At 47.6% G+C, this 24,570-nt stretch carries 25 protein-coding genes; all 25 read left to right on the forward strand.

The window, feature by feature from the left end; all coding sequences use genetic code 11:
* The first annotated feature begins 83 nt into the window (after positions 1-83).
* The 25 genes from kdsB (at position 84) to H6F51_14020 (ending at position 24,486) form a co-directional block, all read left to right on the forward strand.
* Positions 84-824, forward strand: coding sequence for a 3-deoxy-manno-octulosonate cytidylyltransferase (gene kdsB, locus H6F51_13900; protein MBD1823577.1), 741 nt, complete (start codon positions 84-86; stop codon positions 822-824).
* Between the two features lie 332 nt (positions 825-1,156).
* Positions 1,157-1,981: a 3-deoxy-8-phosphooctulonate synthase gene (kdsA, locus tag H6F51_13905; GenBank protein MBD1823578.1), complete on the forward strand. Its 825-nt coding sequence runs from the start codon at positions 1,157-1,159 to the stop codon at positions 1,979-1,981.
* A complete protein-coding gene (locus tag H6F51_13910) occupies positions 1,978-2,520 on the forward strand; it encodes an HAD-IIIA family hydrolase (GenBank protein MBD1823579.1) in 543 nt (180 codons plus the stop codon). Before kdsA ends, H6F51_13910 begins: the two co-directional genes overlap by 4 nt.
* Positions 2,492-3,736, forward strand: coding sequence for a glycosyltransferase family 4 protein (locus H6F51_13915; protein MBD1823580.1), 1,245 nt, complete (start codon positions 2,492-2,494; stop codon positions 3,734-3,736). The genes H6F51_13910 and H6F51_13915 overlap by 29 nt, the downstream gene beginning before the upstream one ends.
* 118 nt (positions 3,737-3,854) lie before the next feature.
* Positions 3,855-4,682, forward strand: a complete 828-nt coding sequence (locus tag H6F51_13920) for a glycosyltransferase (GenBank protein ID MBD1823581.1) — start codon at positions 3,855-3,857, stop codon at positions 4,680-4,682.
* Complete coding sequence (locus H6F51_13925) at positions 4,679-5,851, forward strand: glycosyltransferase (protein MBD1823582.1); 1,173 nt, start codon at positions 4,679-4,681, stop codon at positions 5,849-5,851. The genes H6F51_13920 and H6F51_13925 overlap by 4 nt, the downstream gene beginning before the upstream one ends.
* On the forward strand, positions 5,814-6,965 hold the full coding sequence (locus tag H6F51_13930; GenBank protein MBD1823583.1) for a glycosyltransferase: 1,152 nt from the start codon (positions 5,814-5,816) through the stop codon (positions 6,963-6,965). The genes H6F51_13925 and H6F51_13930 overlap by 38 nt, the downstream gene beginning before the upstream one ends.
* An 86-nt stretch (positions 6,966-7,051) precedes the next feature.
* A complete protein-coding gene (locus tag H6F51_13935; GenBank protein ID MBD1823584.1) occupies positions 7,052-8,176 on the forward strand; it encodes a glycosyltransferase family 4 protein in 1,125 nt (374 codons plus the stop codon).
* Between the two features lie 60 nt (positions 8,177-8,236).
* A complete protein-coding gene (locus H6F51_13940; GenBank protein MBD1823585.1) occupies positions 8,237-9,499 on the forward strand; it encodes a glycosyltransferase in 1,263 nt (420 codons plus the stop codon).
* The gene (locus tag H6F51_13945; GenBank protein MBD1823586.1) at positions 9,492-10,850 is read left to right on the forward strand and encodes an O-antigen ligase family protein; all 1,359 of its coding nucleotides are present in this window, start codon (positions 9,492-9,494) and stop codon (positions 10,848-10,850) included. Before H6F51_13940 ends, H6F51_13945 begins: the two co-directional genes overlap by 8 nt.
* 3 nt (positions 10,851-10,853) lie before the next feature.
* Positions 10,854-11,987, forward strand: coding sequence for a glycosyltransferase family 4 protein (locus H6F51_13950; protein MBD1823587.1), 1,134 nt, complete (start codon positions 10,854-10,856; stop codon positions 11,985-11,987).
* Positions 11,984-13,162: a glycosyltransferase gene (locus H6F51_13955; protein MBD1823588.1), complete on the forward strand. Its 1,179-nt coding sequence runs from the start codon at positions 11,984-11,986 to the stop codon at positions 13,160-13,162. The genes H6F51_13950 and H6F51_13955 overlap by 4 nt, the downstream gene beginning before the upstream one ends.
* Positions 13,163-13,223: 61 nt before the next feature.
* On the forward strand, positions 13,224-14,021 hold the full coding sequence (locus H6F51_13960) for a glycosyltransferase family 2 protein (protein MBD1823589.1): 798 nt from the start codon (positions 13,224-13,226) through the stop codon (positions 14,019-14,021).
* Positions 14,022-14,063: 42 nt separating this feature from the next.
* Positions 14,064-14,999 carry a hypothetical protein gene (locus tag H6F51_13965; GenBank protein ID MBD1823590.1) on the forward strand — a complete coding sequence of 312 codons (936 nt, stop codon included), beginning with the start codon at positions 14,064-14,066 and terminating at the stop codon, positions 14,997-14,999.
* A gap of 7 nt (positions 15,000-15,006) precedes the next feature.
* Positions 15,007-15,852 carry a glycosyltransferase family 2 protein gene (locus H6F51_13970; GenBank protein MBD1823591.1) on the forward strand — a complete coding sequence of 282 codons (846 nt, stop codon included), beginning with the start codon at positions 15,007-15,009 and terminating at the stop codon, positions 15,850-15,852.
* Between the two features lie 60 nt (positions 15,853-15,912).
* Entirely contained in the window at positions 15,913-16,707 is a 795-nt protein-coding gene (locus H6F51_13975) for a glycosyltransferase family 2 protein (protein MBD1823592.1), read from the forward strand.
* Positions 16,708-16,737: 30 nt separating this feature from the next.
* Positions 16,738-17,496, forward strand: coding sequence for a glycosyltransferase family 2 protein (locus H6F51_13980; protein ID MBD1823593.1), 759 nt, complete (start codon positions 16,738-16,740; stop codon positions 17,494-17,496).
* Positions 17,497-17,552: 56 nt separating this feature from the next.
* Positions 17,553-18,116 carry a YdcF family protein gene (locus H6F51_13985; GenBank protein MBD1823594.1) on the forward strand — a complete coding sequence of 188 codons (564 nt, stop codon included), beginning with the start codon at positions 17,553-17,555 and terminating at the stop codon, positions 18,114-18,116.
* 60 nt (positions 18,117-18,176) lie between these two features.
* On the forward strand, positions 18,177-19,181 hold the full coding sequence (locus H6F51_13990) for an SGNH/GDSL hydrolase family protein (GenBank protein ID MBD1823595.1): 1,005 nt from the start codon (positions 18,177-18,179) through the stop codon (positions 19,179-19,181).
* 36 nt (positions 19,182-19,217) lie between these two features.
* Positions 19,218-20,063: a hypothetical protein gene (locus H6F51_13995; GenBank protein MBD1823596.1), complete on the forward strand. Its 846-nt coding sequence runs from the start codon at positions 19,218-19,220 to the stop codon at positions 20,061-20,063.
* A 58-nt stretch (positions 20,064-20,121) separates the two neighbouring features.
* On the forward strand, positions 20,122-20,697 hold the full coding sequence (gene wcaF / locus H6F51_14000; GenBank protein MBD1823597.1) for a colanic acid biosynthesis acetyltransferase WcaF: 576 nt from the start codon (positions 20,122-20,124) through the stop codon (positions 20,695-20,697).
* The gene (locus tag H6F51_14005; GenBank protein ID MBD1823598.1) at positions 20,694-21,449 is read left to right on the forward strand and encodes a glycosyltransferase; all 756 of its coding nucleotides are present in this window, start codon (positions 20,694-20,696) and stop codon (positions 21,447-21,449) included. Before wcaF ends, H6F51_14005 begins: the two co-directional genes overlap by 4 nt.
* Positions 21,446-22,390: an SDR family oxidoreductase gene (locus H6F51_14010; protein MBD1823599.1), complete on the forward strand. Its 945-nt coding sequence runs from the start codon at positions 21,446-21,448 to the stop codon at positions 22,388-22,390. The genes H6F51_14005 and H6F51_14010 overlap by 4 nt, the downstream gene beginning before the upstream one ends.
* Before the next feature lie 67 nt (positions 22,391-22,457).
* Positions 22,458-23,498, forward strand: coding sequence for a glycosyltransferase family 4 protein (locus tag H6F51_14015; GenBank protein ID MBD1823600.1), 1,041 nt, complete (start codon positions 22,458-22,460; stop codon positions 23,496-23,498).
* A gap of 286 nt (positions 23,499-23,784) precedes the next feature.
* Positions 23,785-24,486: a response regulator gene (locus H6F51_14020; GenBank protein ID MBD1823601.1), complete on the forward strand. Its 702-nt coding sequence runs from the start codon at positions 23,785-23,787 to the stop codon at positions 24,484-24,486.
* Positions 24,487-24,570 lie beyond the last annotated feature (84 nt).

Below are 24,570 nucleotides of genomic sequence, written 5' to 3' on the forward strand. Positions count from 1 at the left end.
TCAGGGTACTCAGACTAAACTAAGGAAAATTTTACGGTTTGGTCTGAGTATTTTCCATTGTTTCTTTATCAAGGCTCTCGATGATGCAAATTCTTGCAGTGATTCCGGCTCGATACAGTTCCCAACGCCTTCCTGGAAAAGTATTGCTCAAAATTGGCGATCGACCCATGGTGCAATGGGTCTATGAAGCAGCGATTCAGTGCCCGGCTTTCTCAAAAGTGGTGGTTGCAACCGATAACGAAGCAGTTGCCGATTGTGTTCGGGGCTTTGGAGGGACAGTTGAAATGACATCGAATCAACACGAAACCGGAACTGACCGAGTTGCGGAAGTGGCAAGCCGCTATCCTGAGATGGATGTCGTAGTGAATGTGCAAGGCGATCAGCCCTTTGTCACCGCTGAAATGCTATTAAAGCTTGTGCAGCCTTATCTACAGGGCGAAACGCCAGAAATGACCACTTTGGCGACTCCGCTCGATTACGAAGCGGGATATCACGATCCGAATGTGGTGAAAGTCTTGTGCGATCGCCATCAATACGCTTTATATTTTTCGCGATCGCCGATTCCTTATTTTCGCAATCGAGGCGAGGTTCCGGTACACCATCATCTGGGACTGTATGCGTTTCGACGAGATTTTCTCGCGGATTATGCTCGCCTCGAACCGACTCCCTTTGAGCAATGTGAAGCACTTGAACAACTGCGGGTGTTAGAACATGGCTTTCGGATTCGAGTCTGTCTGTCTGAGCGAATGACGCTCGAAGTGAATACAGCTGAGGATTTGACGGCGGCAAAGGATTTGGTGATGAATTCATCGCTGACTGTTTAAGCAAATTTGCGGAACGAGCAGCAAGCCCGGTTTCGCCTACCGATTAATTGTCTCTCGGTGATTGCTCCAGAGATTTTTCAAGCAGTTCGAGGAGCGGCAGTGGTCAATCAGCAATTAAACTCTATAAAACAGTCCAGCATTCAGCAAGTCGTTGTGCAATACAATCTATGTTGGGGGAATGCGATTTCTTGAACGGGAAATTGCTTGGACTGAGGTGAAACAAAATCAGCCACTTCCTTGCCAAAAGCGCACTCAGTTTTGTCGATCGAGGACTCTATTTTGTCCAATTTCCTAAACGATAAAAAAGTTCAGTCATCTTTCTTAAATCCATCATGAATCTAGCAACGATCGGTTCAAACCTCACCATTGGCGAAGGGCATCCACTAACTTTAATTGGCGGTCCTTGCGTGATTGAATCAGAAGATTTCACGCTGAAGATGGCAGATGAAATTAAGCAAGTGTGCGATCGCTTATCCATTCCGTTTATTTTCAAATCTTCGTTTGATAAGGCGAACCGAACTTCGATCAACTCGTTCCGGGGACACGCGATCGACGATGGCTTAGAAATTCTGCGAAAGGTCAAAGAAAAGATTGGTGTTCCGGTGCTGACTGATATTCACGAGAGCAGTCAAGCGGCAGTTGCGGCTGAGGTTGTAGATGTGCTGCAAATTCCAGCATTTCTCTGTCGTCAAACGGATTTATTAATTGCTGCCGCAGAAACAGGACGGGTTGTGAACGTGAAAAAAGGACAGTTCCTCGCACCTTGGGACATGAAAAACGTGGTGCGTAAGCTGGAAATCAGCGGCGCGCGAAACATTTTGTTAACCGAGCGGGGCACTAGCTTTGGATACAATGCGTTGGTTGTAGATTTCCGATCGCTGCCCCAGATGCGAGAATTCGGGTATCCGATCGTGTTTGATGCGACTCATAGTGTGCAAATGCCGGGTGGACAAGGCGATAAATCCGGTGGGCAGCGTCATTTTGTTCCGACTTTAGCGAGAGCCGCAGCCGCAGTGGGGATTGACGCGCTGTTTATGGAAATTCACGAAGACCCGGACAATGCACCGAGCGACGGTCCAAACATGATTCCACTCTCGCAATTAGAATCTGTGTTAAAACCAATTCTGCAAATTCGAGCAGCAGTATCAGGATCATGACAATCATTGCTCAGGCTGAATTTGAAGCGCGACTCGCTCAGGTGCAGTTGCTTGCGCTAGATGTCGATGGCGTTCTCACGGATGGAGGACTCTACTACACCGAAACAGGCGAAGAACTGAAAAAGTTCAATGTCAAAGATGGGTTAGGCATTCAGCGAGCGATGGGTTGCGGTGTTCAAGTTGCGATTTTTTCGGCGGGTTCTTCTTCAGCAACCCTACATCGTGCCAAGCGTTTAGGAATTAAGCACATTTATCTTCGTGTTCCAGACAAGTTAGCTGCAATCAAACAGTTGTGTGAAACATTAGCGATACCGCTCGATCGCGTTGCTTACATGGGCGATGATCTGGTGGATATTCCTGCTATGCAAACTGTGGGAGTTCCAATCACGGTCGCCGATGCCATGCCAGAGAATCAAGCGGTTGCGGTCTACATCACCCAAAAATCAGGGGGGCAAGGCGCAGTCCGCGAAATTTGTGACTTGATTGCAAAACAACATTCATCTACCGATCATGCACGTTCTTCATATCAATCAATCTGATATTTTTGGTGGAGCCGCGATCGCAGGGTATCGTTTGCATCAAGGACTGTTGCAGCAGGGAATTGATTCGCGCTTGCTGGTGGGTCGAGTCAAAACACAGAGCGATCGTGTGGCTCAAGCTCCGCGCGAGTCCTGGCTTGATCAAAAGCTCAAGCGAGTTACGGAAAAAGCTGGTTTGAACTATATTGCACAGCTTTCAACCTTTAAAGTGCAGCAACACCCGTTTTATCAAGCGGCTGAAGTCCTGAATTTTCATAACTTACATACTAGCTATTTTAATTATCTTGCAGTTCCCGCCCTGGTTCGTCATAAGCCTGCGGTTTTAACGCTGCATGATATGTGGTCGATGACTGGACATTGTGCCTATAGCTACGGGTGCGATCGCTGGAAAATCGGGTGTGGTCAGTGTCCTGATTTACACAGCTATCCCTCCGTGCGCCGGGATAGTACCCGCTGGGAATGGAAGCTGAAAAACTGGGTATATCAACATACAGAGTTGTCAATCGTTGCTCCGAGTCAGTGGCTAGTGGATGTAGCAAAAACAAGCCTACTCAACCAATTCCCGATCCACTACATTCCGTATGGAATTGATACGGAAACCTATCAACCCGAAGATCGCAGTCGCGCTCGTGCTGCGTTGAGAATTGAGAGCGATCGCAAAGTCTTGTTGTTTGTGTCTCAAACCCTGGAAGATACGCGTAAAGGCGGAGATTTATTGTTAAAAGCGATTCAGGATTTACCTGAATCGCTGAAATCTGAGGTTCTTCTACTTACCATGGGCGAAAGCCAAATTGCTCAAGATACCTTTGGGATCAAAACCTTGAACTTAGGGTATGTAAGTGAAGATCGAACCAAAGTGACTGCATTCTCTGCCGCTGACTTGTTTGTGTTTCCGACTCGTGCTGATAACTTGCCGCTGGTACTTCAAGAAAGCTTAGCTTGTGGGACTCCAATGGTGTCTTTTCGTGTGGGTGGAGTGCCTGATTTAGTTCGTCCTGGAGTGACGGGATATCTAGCAGAACCGGAAGATGCAGCCGATTTGAGTCGCGGAATGGTTCAGCTTTTAGAAAACGATGAGTTGCGCGATCGCATGCGTCAGAACTGTCGGGAGGTCGCTGTGCAGGAATACGAGATCGGGCTTCAAGCTCAGCGATATTTAATGCTTTATCAACAATTGGTGCAGGCAAAAAACAGCCTGAGAAAACATGACCAATAAAAAAAAAGATGCGTTATCACTTTGAAGCAGTGCGATCAAATTCAGATTCTAAACATTCTTGAATTGCCCGCTTGCCTCACTCAATATTCAACTCATTAATCTTTACGATTTAATCACTGTGATTACGATTATTACTCCGGTCTACAACGGCGATCGCTTCATCGAAAGCTGTCTGCAAGCCGTGATTCAGCAGAACTGCTCAGAAGTCGAACATTTGATCGTAGACGGTGGCTCTAGCGATCGCACGATCGAAATAGTCCAGCGCTATGCTCAACAGTATTCACAGATTCGCTGGATCTCCGAGAAAGATCGGGGACAGTCCGATGCGATGAATAAGGGCGTTACTTTAGCAAAAGGCGAGATTATTGGATTTCTCAATGTGGATGACTACTACGAGCCTAATGTTCTCAACCGAGTTCTAGAACTCTTTCAGTCCCTTCCTCAGCCGAGTTTTGTAGTCGGAAATTGCAACGTTTGGAATGATGCAGGTGAATTAAAAAAATACAATCGTCCTGCTAAATTACGGTTAACGGATCTGCTGCTGGGTGCAGAAGTGAACCCTCATCCGATCAATCCATCTGCTTACTTTTACCACACTGCTCTACACGACGCGATCGGACTCTACAAAGTCGATGAACATTTTGCGCTGGATTTAGACTTCATCTTGAGAGCCGTACAAGTCGCTCATGTAAAGCATATTGATGAAACTTGGGGAAATTATCGCGAAATCGAGGGAACAAAAACAATCTTAGATTGGCGATCGGGCGAAGGGGCTAAGCGGGCACAAGCATTACTGAGAACCTACCGCAAACAGCTTCCACCGCATTTGCAAATTCAAGTGGTGATGCTTTATTTTCTGCTGAATTCTCCCCGACAGACGGTGAAATGGATGAAGAAAGGAATTGGTAGAACAGTGCGATCGCTGCCCAAGGTCTTACAAACATGAAAATTGGTTATTTACACATTGGCGCATTGCAGCACGGCATTCGTCGTTATGGACGTTTACTTGCCGCAGAAGCTCAGAGTCGATCACAGCTTCAAGTGATCGAAGCGGAAGTAAATTTAACCGGAGACCGACAGCACGATCGCACCAGTCTCATTCATGCAGCTCAAACGCTTGCTCAGGCAGATGTCGTTCACTTTCAATACAATCGTGCAATCTGGCGGGATCACTGGAGTCAGCTCAGCTATCTTGATGCGTTTCTCAATCACTGCTCTCGTCCTTTGGTTGTGACGCTGCACGACATTTTCTACCCACCCTCTAGCGCCACGCTGACCCAACGATATTTCTCCCATCCTGGTACAGTCCGCTTCTCTGATTTAGCAAAAGCAGTCCTGCGCGATCGTGTCGCGCCGCATATTTTAGCCTTACAGAAAGTAATTGCTCGATCGCGAGTTGCGATCGTCTGTACTCAAGAAGAAGCGCAACGGCTTAGCGATCGCATCGATCGAGCAAAACTTAGCATTATTCCTCATTTTGTTGAATCGCGGCACCTCCAGAACGATCGAGCAGAAGCGCGCAGGATATTAGGATTAGAGCCGTTCACGGTGATTACACTGCTGGGATTTATCTATAGCGGCAAAGGACATTCACTCCTGATTCGAGCTTTGCCAAAGCTTCCAGAGACGGTCAAAGTTATCTTTGCCGGGGGAGTGAGCGTGGGACATGAAGCGTATTATCAAGAGTTGCTGGCACTTGCAGAGCAAGTAGGAGTTCGCGATCGTCTGCGAGTGACAGGCTACTTGTCCGAAGCAGAATTAGAACAATATCTGCTCTCAACCGACCTTGCCGTTTGCCCCTTTAGGCAAACTTCGGCATCAGGATCACTTTCGACCTGGATTTCTGTAGAGCGTCCAATTCTTGCTTCAAACATTCCCCAAGTCGAGGAATACAACCGGTTACAGCCCCATGCAATTGCGACATTTGAACCTTATACGAGTGACGCGATCGTAGATGCCTTAAACCATCTCATTCCCAGCTGTTCACCCGAACCAGACCCAAATGTTTCCCGCCTGCGTCATCACCTGTCGATGCCCAAAATTTTCGATCAGCATCTGAGCCATTATCAAGCCGCCTATGAATCTCAGTCCTACTCGTCCGCTAAAATTGCCTAAACAGACCACCCCTGTACCTACCAATGCTGTACTGATTGATCCTTTTTATCCGTTGGATGTGAATGGGCATGGCGGTTCCCGGCGTACAGTGCAGGTGATTGAGCTTTTACAGAAAGCGGACATTGAACTTTCGCATCTAGAGCGAAAGATTTTGCGAACTCAGCGCGATCGCTATCTGACGGGGATCAGTTCTGTGTTGAATCCCAACACACTACGATTCATTGTTCAAAATCAGCTTCAGATTCGTTCTTCTTTGCAGTCACTCGCATTTTGCGGCTTTCAACGTCAGGTTTACCACGACGAATTGAGCCATCATCAAGGCAGCAAGCTGCTGCTCTGGGAAACGACAAAAAACTATGTTGCGCCTTATGTTGCCAAAGCGATCGGATATCGCGTGATTGCATTGCCGCACAATATCGAAGCGCTGATTCCCCGAAATGACTGCTGTGAAACACTAGAAACCGAGATTGCATCTTTAGGCAAAGCCGATGCGGTCTTTTGCATTGCTCGCGAAGAAGAATGGCTATTAAAAGCCAAAGGCGTAAATGCGTTTTATTTACCTTACTATCCACCCGACCCAATCCTCAAAGACCTGGCAACCGTGCGTCAAGCCAGATTAACCACCCAGAAACAACGATTTCTCATTCTAGGAACCGCCAACAACACGCCGACGCTGCTTGGAATGATCGAACAGATCGAATGGTTAAAGCAAATTCAATCCACGATCGAGTTTGAGGTTGACATTGTAGGATATGGCACTGAACAACTCAGCCGTTACTGCGATCTTCCGGGCTTCACGGTTCATGGTGCTGTCGAAACCAAAACGCTGAACCAATTCTTGCAGTCGGCAAAAGCGGTTTTAGTTCATCAAAAAGCAGGAGTCGGCGCACTCACTCGCATTCCAGAGATGATCATGGCGGGAATTCCGGTGATTGCCAGCAGTAATGCTTGTCGAAGTGCGTTTGAATATGCTGGAGTCTATTGTTATGAAGATTGGCGAGAGCTTGCAGAATGGTTGAGCCGTGATTTAGCCATGCCAGAAGTCCTACCGCGTCCAATTTCCGCCGAGCAGCGATTGATTGAATGGGTGTTACAACTGGCGCAGGCTGAGTAGAAGAAATTCTGCTTTGTTTACCAAAGTCTCCGGTTGAAGCGATCGAGTCTCTGAAGGGTACAAAAGGCAACAACCCAGAATACTCTATGAGAATTTGCCATGTTATCTATATTCCAAGATTTTCAGGGGCGGAAATCTTAGTGCGGAGTCTTGCGATCGCGCATCAAGCCTTGGGGCATCAAGTTGCGGTGATGGCACTCATGCCGCCGCAGCCTTCGTTTTTGAGCGAACTTGCCCAAATGCAGGCAGCTCAGGTTTCGCTGTTTCTCCCTGAACAAGAACTCAGCAAAAGGGAGCGAATCACATTCCTAGTCCAGCATTTGAAGCAGTTTAAGCCAGATGTCGTCGTTGCTCATGCAGTGATCCCCAGTTTATATGCGCGAATTGCGGTGAGGTTGGCAGCGCTTCATCACACTTCGACCCTGAGCGTGTTACACGATGCCTCTCAAGACGACTACGCATCGCCTTATTTCCGCGCCCTTGAACGCTGGTTCGTGCCCGCGCCTGACGCGATCGTCGCTGTCTCGCCAACAGGAGCAGAGAACTACTGCAACCGCATTAATTCGATCGCGAAGCCTGTCGTGATTCCTAACGGAATTAATTTAAGCGCAATCCAGCAAGCGGCGACTCAGCGAGACAGAGTCAGGCAGACCATCTTTGCCGTGCAGCCAGAGGAGGTTGTGTTTTTGCAGGTGGGGCGGTTTAGCTCGACCAAACAGCAGCATCTTTCGTTACAAGCCTTTGCTCAGGCACAACAGCAAGCGCCTTTTTCAGGAAAGCTGTGCTTTGTGGGGAGTTCCGAAGACCAGCCTTACGAACAACACCTGAGACAACTTGCACAGCAATTTAACATTGAAGATCAACTCCTCATTCTGGGGTCTCGTTCAGATGTTCCTGACCTACTATCTGGCGCAGATGTGTTCCTGATGCCCTCAAAAATCGAGGCGCACTCGCTTGCATTTATTGAAGCACTCTCTAGCGGCATCGCGATCGTCGCGTCTGACATTCCCTCTTTGCAGTATGGCAAAGCCTTTCCGGGCGTGAAGCTTATTTGTCCTGAGCTGATCAATGAGTTCACTCGTGCGATCGTTGAGACTGTCCGTAGCAGTGTCAAGGTTCGCTGGCAGCGAGATTTGAGTGCATATTCAGTGGAACAAACCTCCAAAGCTTATCTAGAGCTTTTTGGCAGATTGAGCGCGATCGCAAGTTGAGGCGAGATAACCAGACGAACGTAGTATTGCAGCACATCATCGCCGTTGAGGACTCAAACTATGCTGTCTCAGTGTGATCTATCCGTTTCAACCCAATCGAGTAGCGATCGTACCCTGTTGCTGTTTGATCTCTCAGCAAGAGGACATCACCCAGTTTATTTTAAGCATTTGGTAAAAGACTGGTCTCAGCAGCAGCGACCCGGATGTTTGCACTTGGTCGTTTCTCCGGCGTTGGTCAAGAACCATCCTGACTTAATCGCATTTAGCACAGAATCAACGCTGAGTCGTATTCGATTTAGTTCGATCACTGAAGCAGAATACCAAACCTATCTTCGCGCTCGATCGCTCGTCGCCAAGTCTTTTATCGAGTGGAAGCTATTTTGTCGTTATGCCAAACGGCTCAACCCGACTCAGGCGCTTTTGATGTATCTTGATAGCCTGCAGTTGCCTTTAGCTTTTGGAGAACGATCGCCCTGCCCCGTGTCGGGAATTTACTTTCGTCCTAGCTTTCATTACCATCAGTTCTCGGCACATCCTCTTTCTGCAAAAGAGCAGTGGAGACAATGGCGGCAAAAAGCCGTACTTGCCCGGATTCTCCGGCGATCGCAGTTCAAAACGCTGTTTTGTCTCGATCGCTTTGCAGTGCCAGAAATTCAGCAGTTGACTCAAAAGCCAATCTTGCCGCTGGCTGATCCGGTTGAAGTTCCTGCTTGCCAGCCTGCTGAAGTGGAAGCCTTGCGCCGGAAACTTCAGATTCTGCCGGATCGACATCTCTTTTTGCTGTTTGGTGAACTGAGTGGTCGTAAAGGAGTTTATCAGGTGCTACAGGCTCTAAAACAACTGCCGATCGAGACGCAAAGCCAGCTTTGTCTCGTGCTTGCGGGGTCAGTGAACGAGCGCGATCCAGAGATTCGGACTGAAATTGAGCAGCTCAAGCAGATTACTCAAGCTCAGATTGTGTTATGCGATCGCTATATCAAAGGTGCAGAAGTGCAACAATTCTTCGAGCTTGCAGATACCGTGCTGGCGCTGTATCAAAAGCATGTAGGAATGAGTTCGATTTTGGTTCATGCTGCTGCTGCTCATAAACCTGTTCTCTCCACGAACTATGGATTGATGGGAGCAATGACACAACAGAATCAACTGGGACAGACCGTTGATTCTGAAAATCCAGCCGCGATCGCGAAAGCCCTGCAAGCCGCGATCGCGCAGCCGATCTTCTGCAAGTTATCAAAAATGAACCAGGTGGTAGATGAAAATCGTGCTGATCAATTTGTCAGTGCTTTGATGTCTGATTTTTTGTCGAGGTGCAGCCATGAATGAGCTTTCATTCAAAGCAAAATTGATTGCAATTCTGTTAGCTTGTTACGTTCATGGCTTAACTTTCTACTTTTCGGTGAGTGGGCTAGTCGGCGCTCGTACAACGCTCTTGACTGCCATCTTTCAGGTCACTTTGGTGACGATCCCGTTTGTGCTAATTGTGCTAACCCGCGCACCCCGACAGCGATTGTTTCGCGTTAGCTTCGTCGAACTCTTTTATCTGGCGTTTGTCGCAATGTTCTTAGTGGACTATATGACAATCAAGGATAAATCTACTTTCCCAGAAAATCTCCTCATCTATTTTGGTGTGTACTGGACTGCCTTGTGTTTGATGAGAAGCCTAACGCTTGCACAGTTTCGACTGTTGTGCCCCGCTTCTAGTGCGATCGCGGTTTTCACCTCGCTGATTTTGCTGGTTCAAGTGCTGACTGGAGGTGCTCAATGGGCGGACAACGGTGGACGGTTAGTTGCAGGCACATCCAGTAATCCAATCTTAGTTGCGTATACGGGCGCTTATGCGTTTCTATCTTGCCTAGTGATGTGGCTAACGGGTCGGTATGCTGGCAATCCCTTGTTATTAGTTCTGATGGTTCCAGGTTTTTTGGTGTCTTCTTTTGCAGGAACACGTAGCGCTACACTTTCCGTTCTGGTGAGTGCAGCATTTGTTGTGATCTATACGGTCAATCTGTTAATGTCTTCTAACAAAAGTGCTGTGAGAGCGATTTCTAACTTTCTTTTGTATTCGGGGGTTGGGTTAGCCAGCTTGCTTATGTTATCACCGCTCTCAGCCGCGACTAGTTCGAGCAAAGCTGAAATGTCCCCGGTCGAGCGTGCGCTTACCAATGGCTTTCAGAGAATTGACATCTTATTTAAGCTGATTACGGGTAGCGGCGGTGGAGATAGGTCTATTCAGGGACGAGAAGCCATGTATAGCGGTGTTTCAAGCTTGTTCTTTAGAAGCCCGATTTGGGGTCATGGTCTCTACAGTTACGGAAGCGTCCATAATGCCTTTATGCAGGTTGCGATCGAGTTTGGCATTTTCGGAATTATTACGTTTGTGTTGCCGTTTCTCTACTTGGCATTCCGCGTGATGCAGATTGCTTTATCTCCAGCGAAGCAGTGTGCAGAGGCTCGCCAATCTCCCTCTCAGTTTGTTAAAAGCGACTATGCCATGATGACCTGCTTTACGGTTGTCTTTTTGTTCCAATCCATTTGTCTATTTAGCTTTCACGGAGATCCGTATCGAAACTACCTGCCGATCGCTTCGGTGGGGTTAATGATTGCCTTTCTAAGATTCAGTCGGCGAGAGACTCAAGCCGCTTCTCAGTCGCAGAACTTTCCACCTCTTCTCTAAACTATGACGAGTGTTGCGCTCCTGTTTACAAACTATGGGCCTTATCATTTTGCTCGATCGAATGCAGCTTATCAGCGATTCGAGCAGATAGGGTGGCAACTCCATGCGATCGAGCTTGCTCGCGCTGATCAGGACTATGCTTGGAAAGCAGCCGTTGAACAGTCTGATTGCCCGTTTATCACAGTGATCCGGGATCAACCGTTGCAAGCGGTAACACCCAGCCGATTATTTCAATCTGTTCATAACGTCCTATCCCAAATCAATCCTGATGTCGTGGCGATCGCAGGCTACTTTCAAACGGGCATGTTATCAGCACTATGTTGGAGCCGTTGGCATCGCAAGCCTGCAATTCTGTTATCTGCTTCTAAAGAAGATGATGCTGCGCGACACGGACTGAAAGAGCAGGCAAAACGGTTGTTGGTGAATCAGTATCAATCGGCATTAGTGGGAGGACAGCCCCAAAAGCGGTATTTACTCAAGTTGGGAATGCCAACCCAGAGCGTTTTTACCGGATACAACGTGGTGGGAAATGATGCGTTTCATCCCGATCGACTGCGATCGCTGCCAAATCCGACCAAGGCTCCTTTCTTTTTGTCGATCAATCGATTCCTCGAAAAGAAAAACTTACCCAATTTAATCACAGCTTATGCAGCTTATGCTGCCCAAACTTCATCGCCTTGGGATTTAGTGCTTTGTGGGGATGGTGAGCTTCGACCCCAGATCGAACAACAGATTCAGGCTTTGGGACTGAGCGATCGCGTTCATCTACCCGGATTTCTTCAGCAGGATGAATTATTGCCGTACTTTGCTCATGCTAATTGTTTTGTTCATGCAAGCCAGCAGGAGCAGTGGGGATTAGTCATTAATGAAGCAATGGCGGCAGGTCTACCTGTATTGGTCTCCAATCGCTGCGGATGCTTTGAAGATCTAGTCATTGAGGGCGTGAACGGCTGGGGATTTGATCCAGACAATGTAGAACAGATGCAGCAATTGATGAGCAAAATAAGCTCAGACCCGCAGCTTGCGGAAACCATGGGAAACGCTGCCCTAAAACACATCCAGAACTTCTCTCCTCGTTATTTTGCTCAGGGCTTACATCAAGCCGTTGAGTATGCACTAAAACAGAGAGCGCTATGAAAGTTTTAATCGTCATTCCTGCGGTTAGTTTGGTTTACGGTGGAACCTCTAAGCTGCTGTCTGAGCTGGCTCAGGCACTCGGCGATCGCGATCTGCACGTTGATGTTGTTACAACCAATGCCAATGGTTCGACCAATTTAGAGGTTCCACTTTGTACCTGGCAGCAAGCAGGCTCTTATCGAATCCAATATTTTCCCAGATGGGGAGTAAGCGAATATAAGTTTAGTTATCCGCTGACCGCTTGGCTGTTTCAGCATCTTAGAGACTATGATCTGGTGCATACGATTTCGCTGTTTACCTATCCGGTTGCGATCGCACACTGGCTCTGCCAGCTCTACAAAATTCCCTACATTGCCAGCCCTCACGGAATGTTAGATCCCTGGGCATTGAATTACAAAGCCTGGAAAAAGAAGGCTTATTACACGCTGATTGAACGACCCATTTTATGCAAAGCCAGTATGATTCAAGTGCTTTCCCAATCTGAAGCCAATGCCGTGCGATCGTTAGCCTTACCCACTTCATTAACAATCCTTGCCAATGGCATCCACCAGCGCGACTTTGAATCTTTGCCTGATCCGGAACTGTTTTACCAAAACTTTCCAGCCCTGCGTGGCAAAACCTTGATTCTATTTCTAGGACGAGTTGATCCGAAAAAAGGACTGGATCTCTTAGCCCCTGCTTTTGCTCAAGTTCACGCTGAATTTTCTCAAACTCATTTAGTGGTAGCTGGGCCGGATAACATTGGATTTCTGCCGACGGCTCGATCGTACTTTGCCCAAGCAGGATGTCTTGAAGCCGTCACATTCACAGGAATGCTCACGGGAACACTGAAATCCGCTGCACTTGCAGCAGCCGGTCTGTATGTTGCTCCGTCTTATTCAGAAGGTCTGAGCCTGTCGGTGCTTGAAGCGATGGCATCAGGATTGCCTTGTGTATTCACGACTGGGTGTAACTTCCCGGAAGCCGCGATCGCGGCTTCCGCGCAAGTCGTTGAGATTGATTCAGGCGCGATCTCTCAGGCAATGAAAGAGCTACTCTTAGACCCGAATGCAGCCAAGCAAATGGGTAAACGAGCACAGCAATTTATTTTTGATCACTATACCTGGCAACAGATTGCAGCGGGCTTGAGCGAGGTTTACAGCAAGATCGTATTCGAGCACGATCGTCTTTCTTAGAGTTTCTCGATGTTAATGCAAAAAGACCTTCCACCCACCTATTTTTGATCTAGTAAGACGTATGCTAGTCTTCATTATTCCATTGAGAAGTGCCCAGTCCTCAAAGTCTTGGGAAAAAGTATCGAAGTTATTAGAGCGTACGCTTCGCTCAATCTGTCATCAGACCTCTACGGAATATCATGTCATTATTCTCTGTCACGATCGTCCAATTCTTCAGGATGACTATGCTCAAGTTGAGTTTGTAGAGGTTGATTTTCCGGCACCAAATCAAGCAAGTTCGATCGCAGAAAGACGAATCGATAAAAACCGCAAGCTTTGGACTGGAATTCATCACGCTGCGAAAAACTTCAAAGATGCACATCTGATGATTATGGATGCGGATGATTGCATTCATAAAAATCTTGCAGCATTTGTCGCTCAACATCCACAGGCAAATGGCTGGTATTTTAGCCAAGGCTATCAATATCAGGAAGGAAGCTGGTTGATTCGACACCGCAAGCGAGGATTTGAGCAGTTTTGTGGAAGCTGCAACATTGTGAAAGCTGGAATCTTACTGGATTACATCAAAGAAGTGCAATTTTCAGACATTACCCAAAGCTTTTTACTGCATACCCAGCTACCTTATCGCCTAGCTGAGCAGAATATTCCTTTGAAGTCTCTGCCTTTTCCTGGTGCAGTTTACATTACCGACCACTCGGAGAATACCTTAAACCAAGCAGAAACGATTCGGCGAGAATTCATAGGCAATCATCCCTTCAAACTGATGAGGTTTTATGTTCTGAGGCTGTGTAAGCCTTTCATTTCTCAGATTCTATCAGCCTCAATTCGAGATGAATTTAATCTTTATCGGATTAGTTAAAACACAAAACCTTGGGACAATCATTCACGAGGGGATAAGACAATGCAGATAAATATCGCGATCGCTTCAGATCGAAACATGGAAGTTGGGCTACACGTTACGCTCTACACTGCTCTACAGTTTTTAGATCCGGATGCCTTCGTCAACATTCACCTGTTCAGCAAAGATTTCTCCAGTCAGGCGAGCGAGCGAATTCATCAAACTCTGTCTCCTTACCGCGATCGATATCATCTACAAACCTATGATGTCGCAATCTTAGATTTAGGAAGTGGCAAGGGATTACACTACAACAAAATGCCTTATGTAATTCTCTTGGCTGCGAATCTCGTCGAAGCGGAAAAGCTGTTGTTTTTAGATGCAGATCTCATCATTAGAACTGACTTATCTAAGCTATTTGCCTATCCCCTTGAAGACAAAATTATTGGAGCAGTGTTTGAATCTTATGTTTCAAAAACTTGGAACAAAGAATACGGGCTACTCAAACAAATTGGTCTACCGGATGATGCCCCTTATTTTAATTCTGGCGTGGTCTTATTCGATGCAAAAAGATGGAAGCAGGAGCAGATGAGCCTTCGCTGTTTCAAGATTATTGATGAGTATGGAAAGCTTCTGCACAATACCGATCAGACTGTTCTGAACGCAGCAGTAGGCGGAGAGTTTCTTCTGTTGCCTCACAAGTACAATCGTCCCTTTTATCCAGGAGGATACGGAATCACAGATGACTCAGATTGTATTTGTCATCTCGTGGGTTCTCCAAAGCCCTGGGATCTGTTTGGTGAAGTCTTGCATAACAGCTATCCTGCCTTTTATCGGTACCTCAAGGAAACCGCCTTGCAGAATTATAAAAGCTATTTAACCCCTTCAATTCCTCGCCTCCAGCGAACCTTTGCGTTGTCTCGCTCCTATTATTCATTGGTGAAATGGCAAGTTAAACAACGATTCTTCACCAATTCAGCATTAGACAAAAGAGCTAACTGAGGACACTATGCTTGTTTTTGTCATTCCACTGAAAAGTAGGGTTGCCTCAAAGTCGTGGGAAACAGCTTCTAACCTGCTTGAGCGCACGCTCCAGTCGGTCTGTAACCAAACTTCTCCCGATTTTCAGGTCATTGTCGTCTGCCACGATCGACCCAATCTACAACACGATTACTCCAAAGTTGAGTTTCTAGAGGTTAATTTTACCCCACCGAGTCGGCTCACTCCTTCGAGCGGCATGGCTGATCAAGAACGAAAGCTCAGAATTGGAGCTGATCATGCAAGCACGATCGCACCTGCTTCGCATTTGATGTTTGTCGATGCGGATGATTGTGTCAGCAGCAATCTGGCTGAATTTGTCAAACAACATCAGCACTGTCATGGCTGGTTTCTGGATCAAGGCTACGAATATCAGGATGGAAACCCCAGACTAAAACATCGAAAGCAAGGGTTTTCTAAGATTTGCGGTACATCGAATATCGTCAGAGCCGATTTGATCCATCAGTACATCGAAGACTTGCAGCTACTCGAAACCCGATTTGCCGAAAAACGACTGTTTCACACTGAGATCGCGAAAGCAATGCAAGCAAGAGCAACGCCGCTGTCTCCTCTCCCTTTTCCTGGCGCAGTCTATATCACCGATAATTCAGAAAATCTTGAAAATCAATCTACACTCGTGCTTCAGCAAATCAGAAGCCAGCCTGTGAAATTGACTAAGTTTTACGCCATGAAGCTATACAAAAGGCTAGCTGCTCAACCTCTTACACACGCATTGCAGCAAGAGTTTAAGCTCTACTCGATCGCGGCGATTGGTTCTGCTCAGCGAATAACAACTGATCCACGAGTTCAACAATAGTTAGAGATTAATAGATAGTCAGAGATTTATACATTGTCGTTCCTGCTACCTCGATAAGCTATGCTGATCTTCATTATTTCACTCCGCAGCGCCAAGGTTTCAAAGTCTTGGCACCGGGTATCTAAACAATTAGAACGAACATTACGATCGGTCTGCAATCAAACATCACCAGATTTTCAGGTCGTGGTTGTCTGTCATGAGCGACCTGTGATCCAGTATGAGCATCCTCAGATTAATTTTGTTGAGGTCGATTTTCCAACGCCAGATCCAGCCCATATGGAAAGTAAATGTGCTGACCAACATCGCAAATTTTGGGTGGGTGCCCAGTATGCGATGCAGTTTTCTAGTTCACACATCATGGCTGTTGATTCTGATGACTGTATCAGCAAGCGGCTTACAGCCTTTGTTCAGCAGAATAAAGACTGTAACGGTTGGTTTATCAATCGTGGGTATAAGTACCGCGATGGCAGTACGCTTATCCAACCCTTGAAAAATAGGTTTGAGCAGATTTGCGGTACCTGTAACATCATCAGGACAGACCTTATCTATGCTTATCTCCAAACAATGAAGTTGGACGACATTCAGGATCGGTACTTACTCCATCATAAGGACCTGCCCAACATCATGAAAAGCAGAGGATTTCCGCTTCAACCCCTGCCATTTCCAGGGGCAGTGTATGTGACTGATAATGCTGAAAATATACAAGCTGATACAGCCTCGGCTCTCAAGGGTTTGAGCGGAAGCTGGCGGGGATCAATTAAATATCGACTGTTGCTGCTTCAAGGCACGATCGCGTCACGCCCCCTCACACGATCGGTTCGACAAGAGTTTGGACTGCACCGGCTCAGCTACTAATCGTCTAACTCAGTCTTACAAGCGAATTTTATGAAAGTAACGCCGTTAATTTTGACCTACAACGAAGTCGCCAATATTGGGCGAGTGCTAGAGCGCTTGATTTGGGCAGAGCGAATTGTCGTGATTGATAGCGGGAGCACTGATGAAACCATAGAAATTCTCAAGGCTTACCCACAGGTTGAGATTTTTACCCGATCGTTTGACTCATTCGCCTCACAATGCAATTACGGCTTGTCTAAAATCCACTCTGAATGGGTGCTCTCGCTCGACGCTGATTATGTGCTAACCGATGAACTGATCACCGAGATTCAAGCCTTAGCTTTAGATAAAACCACAGATTACTACAAGGCCCGCTTCAAATACTGCGTTTTTGGCAAGCCCCTGCAAGGCACGCTGTTACCCCCTAGAACGATCCTCTATCGCCGCGATCGCGCCGTTTACCAAAACGATGGTCACGCCCATCGAGTCAAGGTTAATGGAAACCCGCAGATGCTAAGCGGATACATTTACCACGACGATCGCAAGCCACTCTCGCGCTGGCTCTGGGCACAGGATCGCTACATGGTACTGGAGGTCAAAAAACTGCTCTCTACACCCCCTAGCAAACTGAGCTTGGGCGATCGCATCCGTAAAACAAAAATTCTCGCACCCTTTGCCGTTTTGATTTACTGCTTGATCGTTAAGCGTGGCATTCTCGATGGCTGGGCAGGTTGGTACTACACTCTTCAGCGCGTCTTAGCCGAAATTTTGTTATCAATTCATTTAATTCAAGCGGAGAAAGATTCATAAAATGAAAAAACCGAGTACACTGGGTCCAGGGTTCTACCAATGATTCAGAGTTTACCGTGTTATTTCGTACTCGACTGCTTCAGTGCATCGCCGCTGCTGCCGTTCTGCTCGGCTCAGGATATATTCCGACCCGACTGACCATTGCGCGTCAGCAATCTCCCTCTCCAGAGATGATTCTCATTCTGGGAGGCAGTCCAGATCGAGAGGAATACACGACACAACTCGCCCAACGCTATCCTTGGCTCAAAATCTGGGTGTCGAGTGGTTCTCCGAGTGCCGTTCGCATCTTTGAGAATGCGGGCATTCCCCGATCGCGCCTGTACTTTGACACCCGCGCCACCGATACCGTCACCAACTTTACAACCGTTGTTCCGGATCTCAAACGGCGTGGTATTCAGCACGTTTACATTGTCACCTCTGACTATCATATGCCGCGAGCAGAAGCGATCGCGACAGTTGTGTTCGGGAGCCAAGGCATTACTTTTACGCCGATTGAGGTTTCTGGTGAGCATCGCCAAGAATCAAAGATTCGAGTTTTGCGAGATGTGGGGCGCTCACTGGTGTGGTTAATCACCGGACGAACGGGAGCAAGTCTGCGTTATCGATCGTGGTTCAAATAAAGTTTTGCTGCAATCGCGCCTGGGTGCGACACAGCTAGCATTGTTCCTGTTGAACTAACCATGAAAACAAAACCCCTGCTGCTGGGACTGCTTGGGCTTGGGCTGAGCATTGGTGTCCTGGAATTTGCGCTGCGTCTGTTTCTCGGACTGGGCAATCCGCCACTGTACCAAGCAGACAGTCAAACAGGCTACCGCCTCCAGCCGAATCAAAAGCTATTTCGATTTGGCAACTCGATGGAGGTCAATCAGTATTCTCAGCGCAACGGTACAATCTCGCCAACCAAGCCACCGAACACGCGCCGGATTTTAATGCTCGGAGATTCAGTCCTGAATGGGGGTGCCCTGACCGATCAATCTCGCACCATTACAGAGCGGTTTCGCGCTCGACTGGGCAATTCAACAGAAGTGATTAATGCTTCTGCTGGTTCATGGGGCATCGAAAACCGCATCGGTTACTTGCGTCTATTTGGCAGCTTCCAGAGTGATGTAATTATCTTCCAAATCGGCACCAGCGACCTGATTCAGAGAACAAGCACAGGGGGAATGGTTGGAGTCGATTCCAGCTATCCGAATCAGCGTCCTTTGTCAGCGATCTCAGAAGGGATGTCCCGATATTGGATGCGTGTGATCCGGAGATTGACGAGTCAAGCCACGATCGCGCCCGTTTACGCACAACAGGTACGCACTCCGCAAGATAAAGCGGAATGGTTTGCCCGTAACCGTCAAAGTTTCAGCCAAGCAATCCGCGCTTTAAGGAACGATCCCGAAACGAAAAACGTTCCCATCATCGTGTTATACACCCCTAACCTGAACGATGTTGTCCCGACTCCACAAGCACCCCTATACAAAGCAGAATTTTTTAACCTACTGAAGCAACTCCAGGTTCCGGTGGTGGATGCACATCAAGCTTGGTCATCACTACCAGAAAAGACAAAATCAAGCTATTTCAGCGATGTCATTCACCTCACCGAGTCCGGAAACCAAGCGATCGCAGACTTATTGTTTCAGCAGCTTTGTGTTCAATCCAAGTCCGATTGGTGCAAAGAACGAACAACAAAGCAATAGGTTCAGAAAAACTTTTCAAATTTAGGAGTTCCTTGAATGTCTCATATTTGGAATCGCAGGCAGTTTCTTACGCTGCTAGGGGGAAGCATCTTGCTGCCCAGTGCTTGTCAGAGAGTCGAATCTCGTCCCAATCGAAGTGCTAACTCTTTCACGATTTTCGATGCGCTGCTTTACGCTGAGAAGCCGAAGATTGGAATGACTCCGATTCGAGTCGATGATCGAGGATTTTGGAAAAACAAGGATCGATCGCGCCCTGATCGCGATGCCTGTCAGCAAAACGCCCGCACTGCTGCAAAAGACTTTTCTCACTTTGTCATCGACATCGAACACTGGAAAATGAACATCAACCAGGCTGGGAAAGACACAGTTCAAGGCAATATCAAGAAGTACGTCGAAATTATTCAGTGGATGCGAGAAGCAGCACCAGCGCTTAAACTTGGCGTTTATGCGGTTCCGCCCGTGCGTGACTATTGGACACCGGTGCGAAATCAGCCCGCAGGTCTTACCTCCTGGAGAGCAGTCAACCAATTTCTTAAGCCAATTGCCGAAGCCGCGGATTTTATTGTGCCCTCACTCTATACCTTTTATGACGACATTCCCGGATGGGTGACTTATGCACGCGGAAATATTGAAGAAGCACAGCAATTTGGTAAGCCTGTCTATCCTTTTCTTTGGTGTCGATACCATACCAGCAACCGTCTTCGCGGGAATCAATTCATCGAAGGTGATTTTTGGCGAACGCAGCTAGAAACCGTGCGCGATCGTGGTGCAAATGGAGTCGTGCTGTGGGATTGGTTTGGTCATGACAGTCCCAGGACAAACATTTTGGATACACGACAAGGTTGGTGGCAAGAAACGGTCAAGTTTGAAGCCACTCTCTAATTCCTCTTGCTCTGAAGTCATTGTTCTGACGTTATTGCCTTAAAATCCTGTGAGCCTGATTCATCTCAATCAATACACACCCGGAGAATATACCCCAGGCGCATCGGTCTGGAAGCAGCTTTTATGGTTCTTTCTAGGCGATCCGATCGTCAAATCTCGGCTGCTTCCGCTCTCCAGCCTGAAAGTAGGGATACTTCGATCGTTTGGAGCATCGATCGGGCAAGGAGTCCGCATCAAACCGGGAGTACAAGTAAAATTCCCGTGGCGCTTAACCATTGGAGATCACTGTTGGATTGGCGAGGATGCTTGGTTCGATAACCTTGCGCCCATAGTTCTTGGCGATCATGTCTGTGTGTCGCAATCGGTTTATTTCTGTACTGGAAATCATGATTGGACTAAGCCAACCTTCGATCTCCGGATCGCTCCGATTTCGGTTGGATCAGGAAGTTGGTTAGCTGCACGATCGACGATCGCGCCCGGTGTCGAGATCGGAGAAGGTGCAGTGCTGAGTTTGGGGAGTGTTGCGGTGCGATCGCTTGCTCCCTGGACAATCTATGCGGGAAATCCAGCCGCTGCGATTAAGCCTCGCATCCTCAAAGACCAAAGCTTGTCTTCTACAGTGTTAAACGCATGAGAGTTTCTATTATTACAGTCACCTACAATGCAGGCGCGACGATTCGAGACACGATCGAATCGGTGCTGGCTCAAGATTATCCCAACATCGAACATATCATTGTGGACGGAGCATCTAGCGATAACACCGTCGAGATTGTGCAATCGTATGGCGATCGCGTTGCGAAGTTTATTTCTGAACCCGATCGCGGCATGTATGACGGCATGAACAAAGGAATCAAGCTAGCAACGGGCGATGTGGTTGCAATTTTGAATGCAGATGATTTCTATGTGAATTCGCAAGTGATTTCGACGATCGTCGAGCAGTTTGAGCAGCATCAGGTTGACTCTGTGTTCGGAGACTTAGTGTATGTCAAGCACGACAATCCAGATAAAGTCGTGCGCTACTATAGTTCTGCAAGCTTTCATCCGGGTAAGTTTGCGTATGGTTGGATGCCTGCTCACCCGACTTTTGTGGTGAAGCGATGGGCATTCGATCACTATGGCTATTTCAAAACAGATTATAAAATCGCCGCAGACTATGAACTGCTGATTCGGTTCTTAGCGATTCACAAACTGTCTTATCATTACCTGCCTCAAGTGCTTGTGAAGATGCGAACCGGAGGAGCTAGTACCGCCAATCTCTCAAGCAACTGGATTCTGAACCGCGAGATTGTTCGAGGATGCCTTGAGAACGGTATTCAAACCAATATGACAAAGGTGCTCTCGAAATACTTTGTCAAAGTCTTCCAACTCGTTGTACGTCCAGCATGAACTTCTTGATTACTGGAGCGACAGGCTTTGTTGGCTCAGCCCTTTGTCAGCTTTTAGAATCCTCAGAACATACCCTCTATGGTGTGATTCGTAATCCTGATGCAATCTTACCGGCATCAGTAAAGCCAATTCTGGTGTCCTCGATCGCACAACTCAGCGACCATCCAATTTTGCCCAAGATTGATGTAGTGATTCATCTGGCTGCAAGAGTGCATCAGATGAAAGATACTGCAACTGATCCACTGACTGAGTTTCGGTTAGTTAACACTGAAGCAACAAAAAATCTAGCGATCGCGGCAGCAGCAGCAGGTGTAAAGCGATTTGTCTATCTCAGTTCGATCAAAGTCAACGGGGACGGACAAGCGGAACCCTACACCGAACAGAGCCAACCGCAGCCCAACGATTCCTATGGCATCAGCAAGTGGGAAGCAGAATGTGCCTTAAAGTCGATCTCCGATGAAACGGGTTTAGAAGTGGTGATTCTCCGTCCGCCGCTTGTTTACGGTGCTGGAGTTCGAGCCAACTTTCTCAACCTAATGAAGCTTGTTGAGAAAGGCATTCCTCTGCCCTTGGGAGCCGTCCATAATCAGCGCAGCTTAGTCTATGTCGGAAATCTCGTTGATGCGATCGCCACCTGCGCTACGCACCCAAATGCGACGGGACAAACGTTTCTCATCAGTGATAACGCGGAAGTTTCAACGGCTGAATTAATTCGGAATTTAAGTATATTTCTCAATCAACCTGTCCGGTTAGTGGCAATTCCTCCCGTAATACTAACCATGCTCGCCCAGATCTTCGGCAAAACGGCAACGGTCGATCGCCTACTTGGTTCACTGACGATCGACAGTTCAAAAATTCGCCAAACCCTCGATTGGCAACCTCCCTTTAGCCTAGCTCAAGGTCTGGAACATACCGCGAGATGGTTCAAAAAGATTGATTGACTTGTCAAAGTAACAGTCGCCTTGGAGGTTGTGCCCTGACCAGTTAGAGCAAATAAGTGTTCTCCTGATGAATATATCTCTCAGTCTTTTGCTGGCGAGTGGCGGCTTGAGTTTTCTGCTGGTTGCCTCAATCAAGCAGTATTTCAGTCGCTTTCTATTGGACATTCCCAACGATCGCAGTTCTCACACCCAACCGACTCCCCGTGGAGGTGGACTTGGCTTTGTCGTGGCATTTGCGATCACCAGCGCAGCAATTGCGTCTTTTAATTGGCAAACGGTCGGTCGTGATGTTCTCTCAATTTGGGCAGCTTTGATTCCGCTCGTGGTTGTTGGTCTTTTTGACGATCGCGGTGATGTTCCTGCTCGAATTCGGTATCTGGTTCAACTCAGTTCAGCAGGAATTGCGATCGCAGCTTTCAGCGCGTTTCCGCAACCCTGGCTGACTCAATTTGGCATGATTGGAATCGCGATTGCGATCGTTCTAACAATGATCGGCATGACTGCGCTGATCAATTTCTACAACTTCATGGATGGACTCGATGGACTGGTAGCGAGTGTTTCTGTCGTGCAGTTGTCATACTTAGCGATCGCGCTGAATCAGCCGCTTTTGCTCCTACTTGTTGTGGCGCTGCTGGGTTTTTTGTGGTGGAACTGGTCGCCTGCCAAGATTTTTATGGGCGATGTGGGCAGTACAACGCTGGGTGCAATGGTCGCGATCGCGCTGTTACATCAGTCCGATGATCCCGTTCGTGCTTGGTCATCGTTAGCCATTACCTTGCCGCTCACCGCCGATGCTATTTACACGCTGATCCGCCGCTTGCTGCGTCACGAAAACATTTTTAAGCCGCACCGAACTCACTTGTATCAGCGTCTTCAGCAATCGGGCTGGAATCATGCTCAAGTTGCAACAGCTTATGTCTTGGTGACGATCGCCATTGCTCTGAATCTGTACTTCTTGCACGAAGTTGGAGCGATGCTTAGCGGAGTCGAAGTGATTTGCGCGATCGCGCTCCTAGAGCGTTATCTCAGCCATCAGCAAGGCGTAAGAATGCGAACAGTCATCTATTCTTCGGTACGCAATCTAATTACCGGACTCCGAGCCAGCTAATGCTAGATCTCTAACTGCTCGCTACAGATCCGGGTAAAGACGCGAACCCCTTCGGTGCAGCGAAGCGCCTAATTGCGTCTTTATGAAGGGGGACTGATGTGTTGCAGAACTTCTAGGAATTCGCATAAAGTCTTGCTCAAACACGGAGAAACCTCTGCAACTCTGCAAGATTTCTCCGTGTTTACCGAATTGCTTTAATGAAAAACTCAAAATATCTACTGATATCGCTCGAATCTCTCTGTAGAAGTAAGCAGCTTATCTTTACTGCAACTTACCGGGGTAGTTGATGAATCGCGTTTTGGTAATCGAAGACGATCCAGAAATTTTAGAAAATATTGAAGAAATTTTAGAGCTGCAAAGCTACCAAACTTTAGCGACGAGTAGCAGTCTTACAGGATTACAGCTTGCAAAAGAAATGCTTCCCAGCCTAGTAATTTGCGATGTGATCATGCCTGGACTTGATGGCTATGCCGTTTTGAGTGAACTCCGTCAGCAAACCGAGACGGCAACGATTCCGTTTATTTTTCTCACAGGTCGCGCCGATCGCGCCGATATCCGCCTTGGCATGGAGTTAGGGGCAGACGATTACCTTACTAAACCTTTCACTCAAGCGGAATTAATTGGCGCAGTGCAAAGTTGCCTCACCAAATACGATCGCTTATCGCGCCAATATAAGAGCCTAGCTCAACAAACACAAAGCCTTGAGAAACAGCTACAGACCCTGCAAGAACTCGTAGATTTAAACCGGCTATTGTTGCAGCAGCTCTGCCAGGGATTGCGGCATCCCGTCTCAAACTTGACGATCGCAACTTATCTGCTGAAGCAAGATATCCCGAAAAAAGACTTCGATCGCTACCTTACGATTCTTGAAGAAGAATGTACCCGCAGTACAGCTTTGCTCAGTGAAGTTGCCAGCTTACAGGAATATCTTCACCCCTCTAAGCTTAATTTGCTCCGCAGCAAGCTCAACATCCGCCTATCGCCCTGACTTATCTAAATGGAACGTGAGTTCGAGTGAAATGCTTCGGCGCGCTCTGCAACTCGACGCTGAATCATTGTCGAGTGCCTAGCG

This window comes from Cyanobacteria bacterium FACHB-DQ100, from assembly GCA_014695195.1.
GTDB lineage: Bacteria > Cyanobacteriota > Cyanobacteriia > Leptolyngbyales > Leptolyngbyaceae > Leptolyngbya.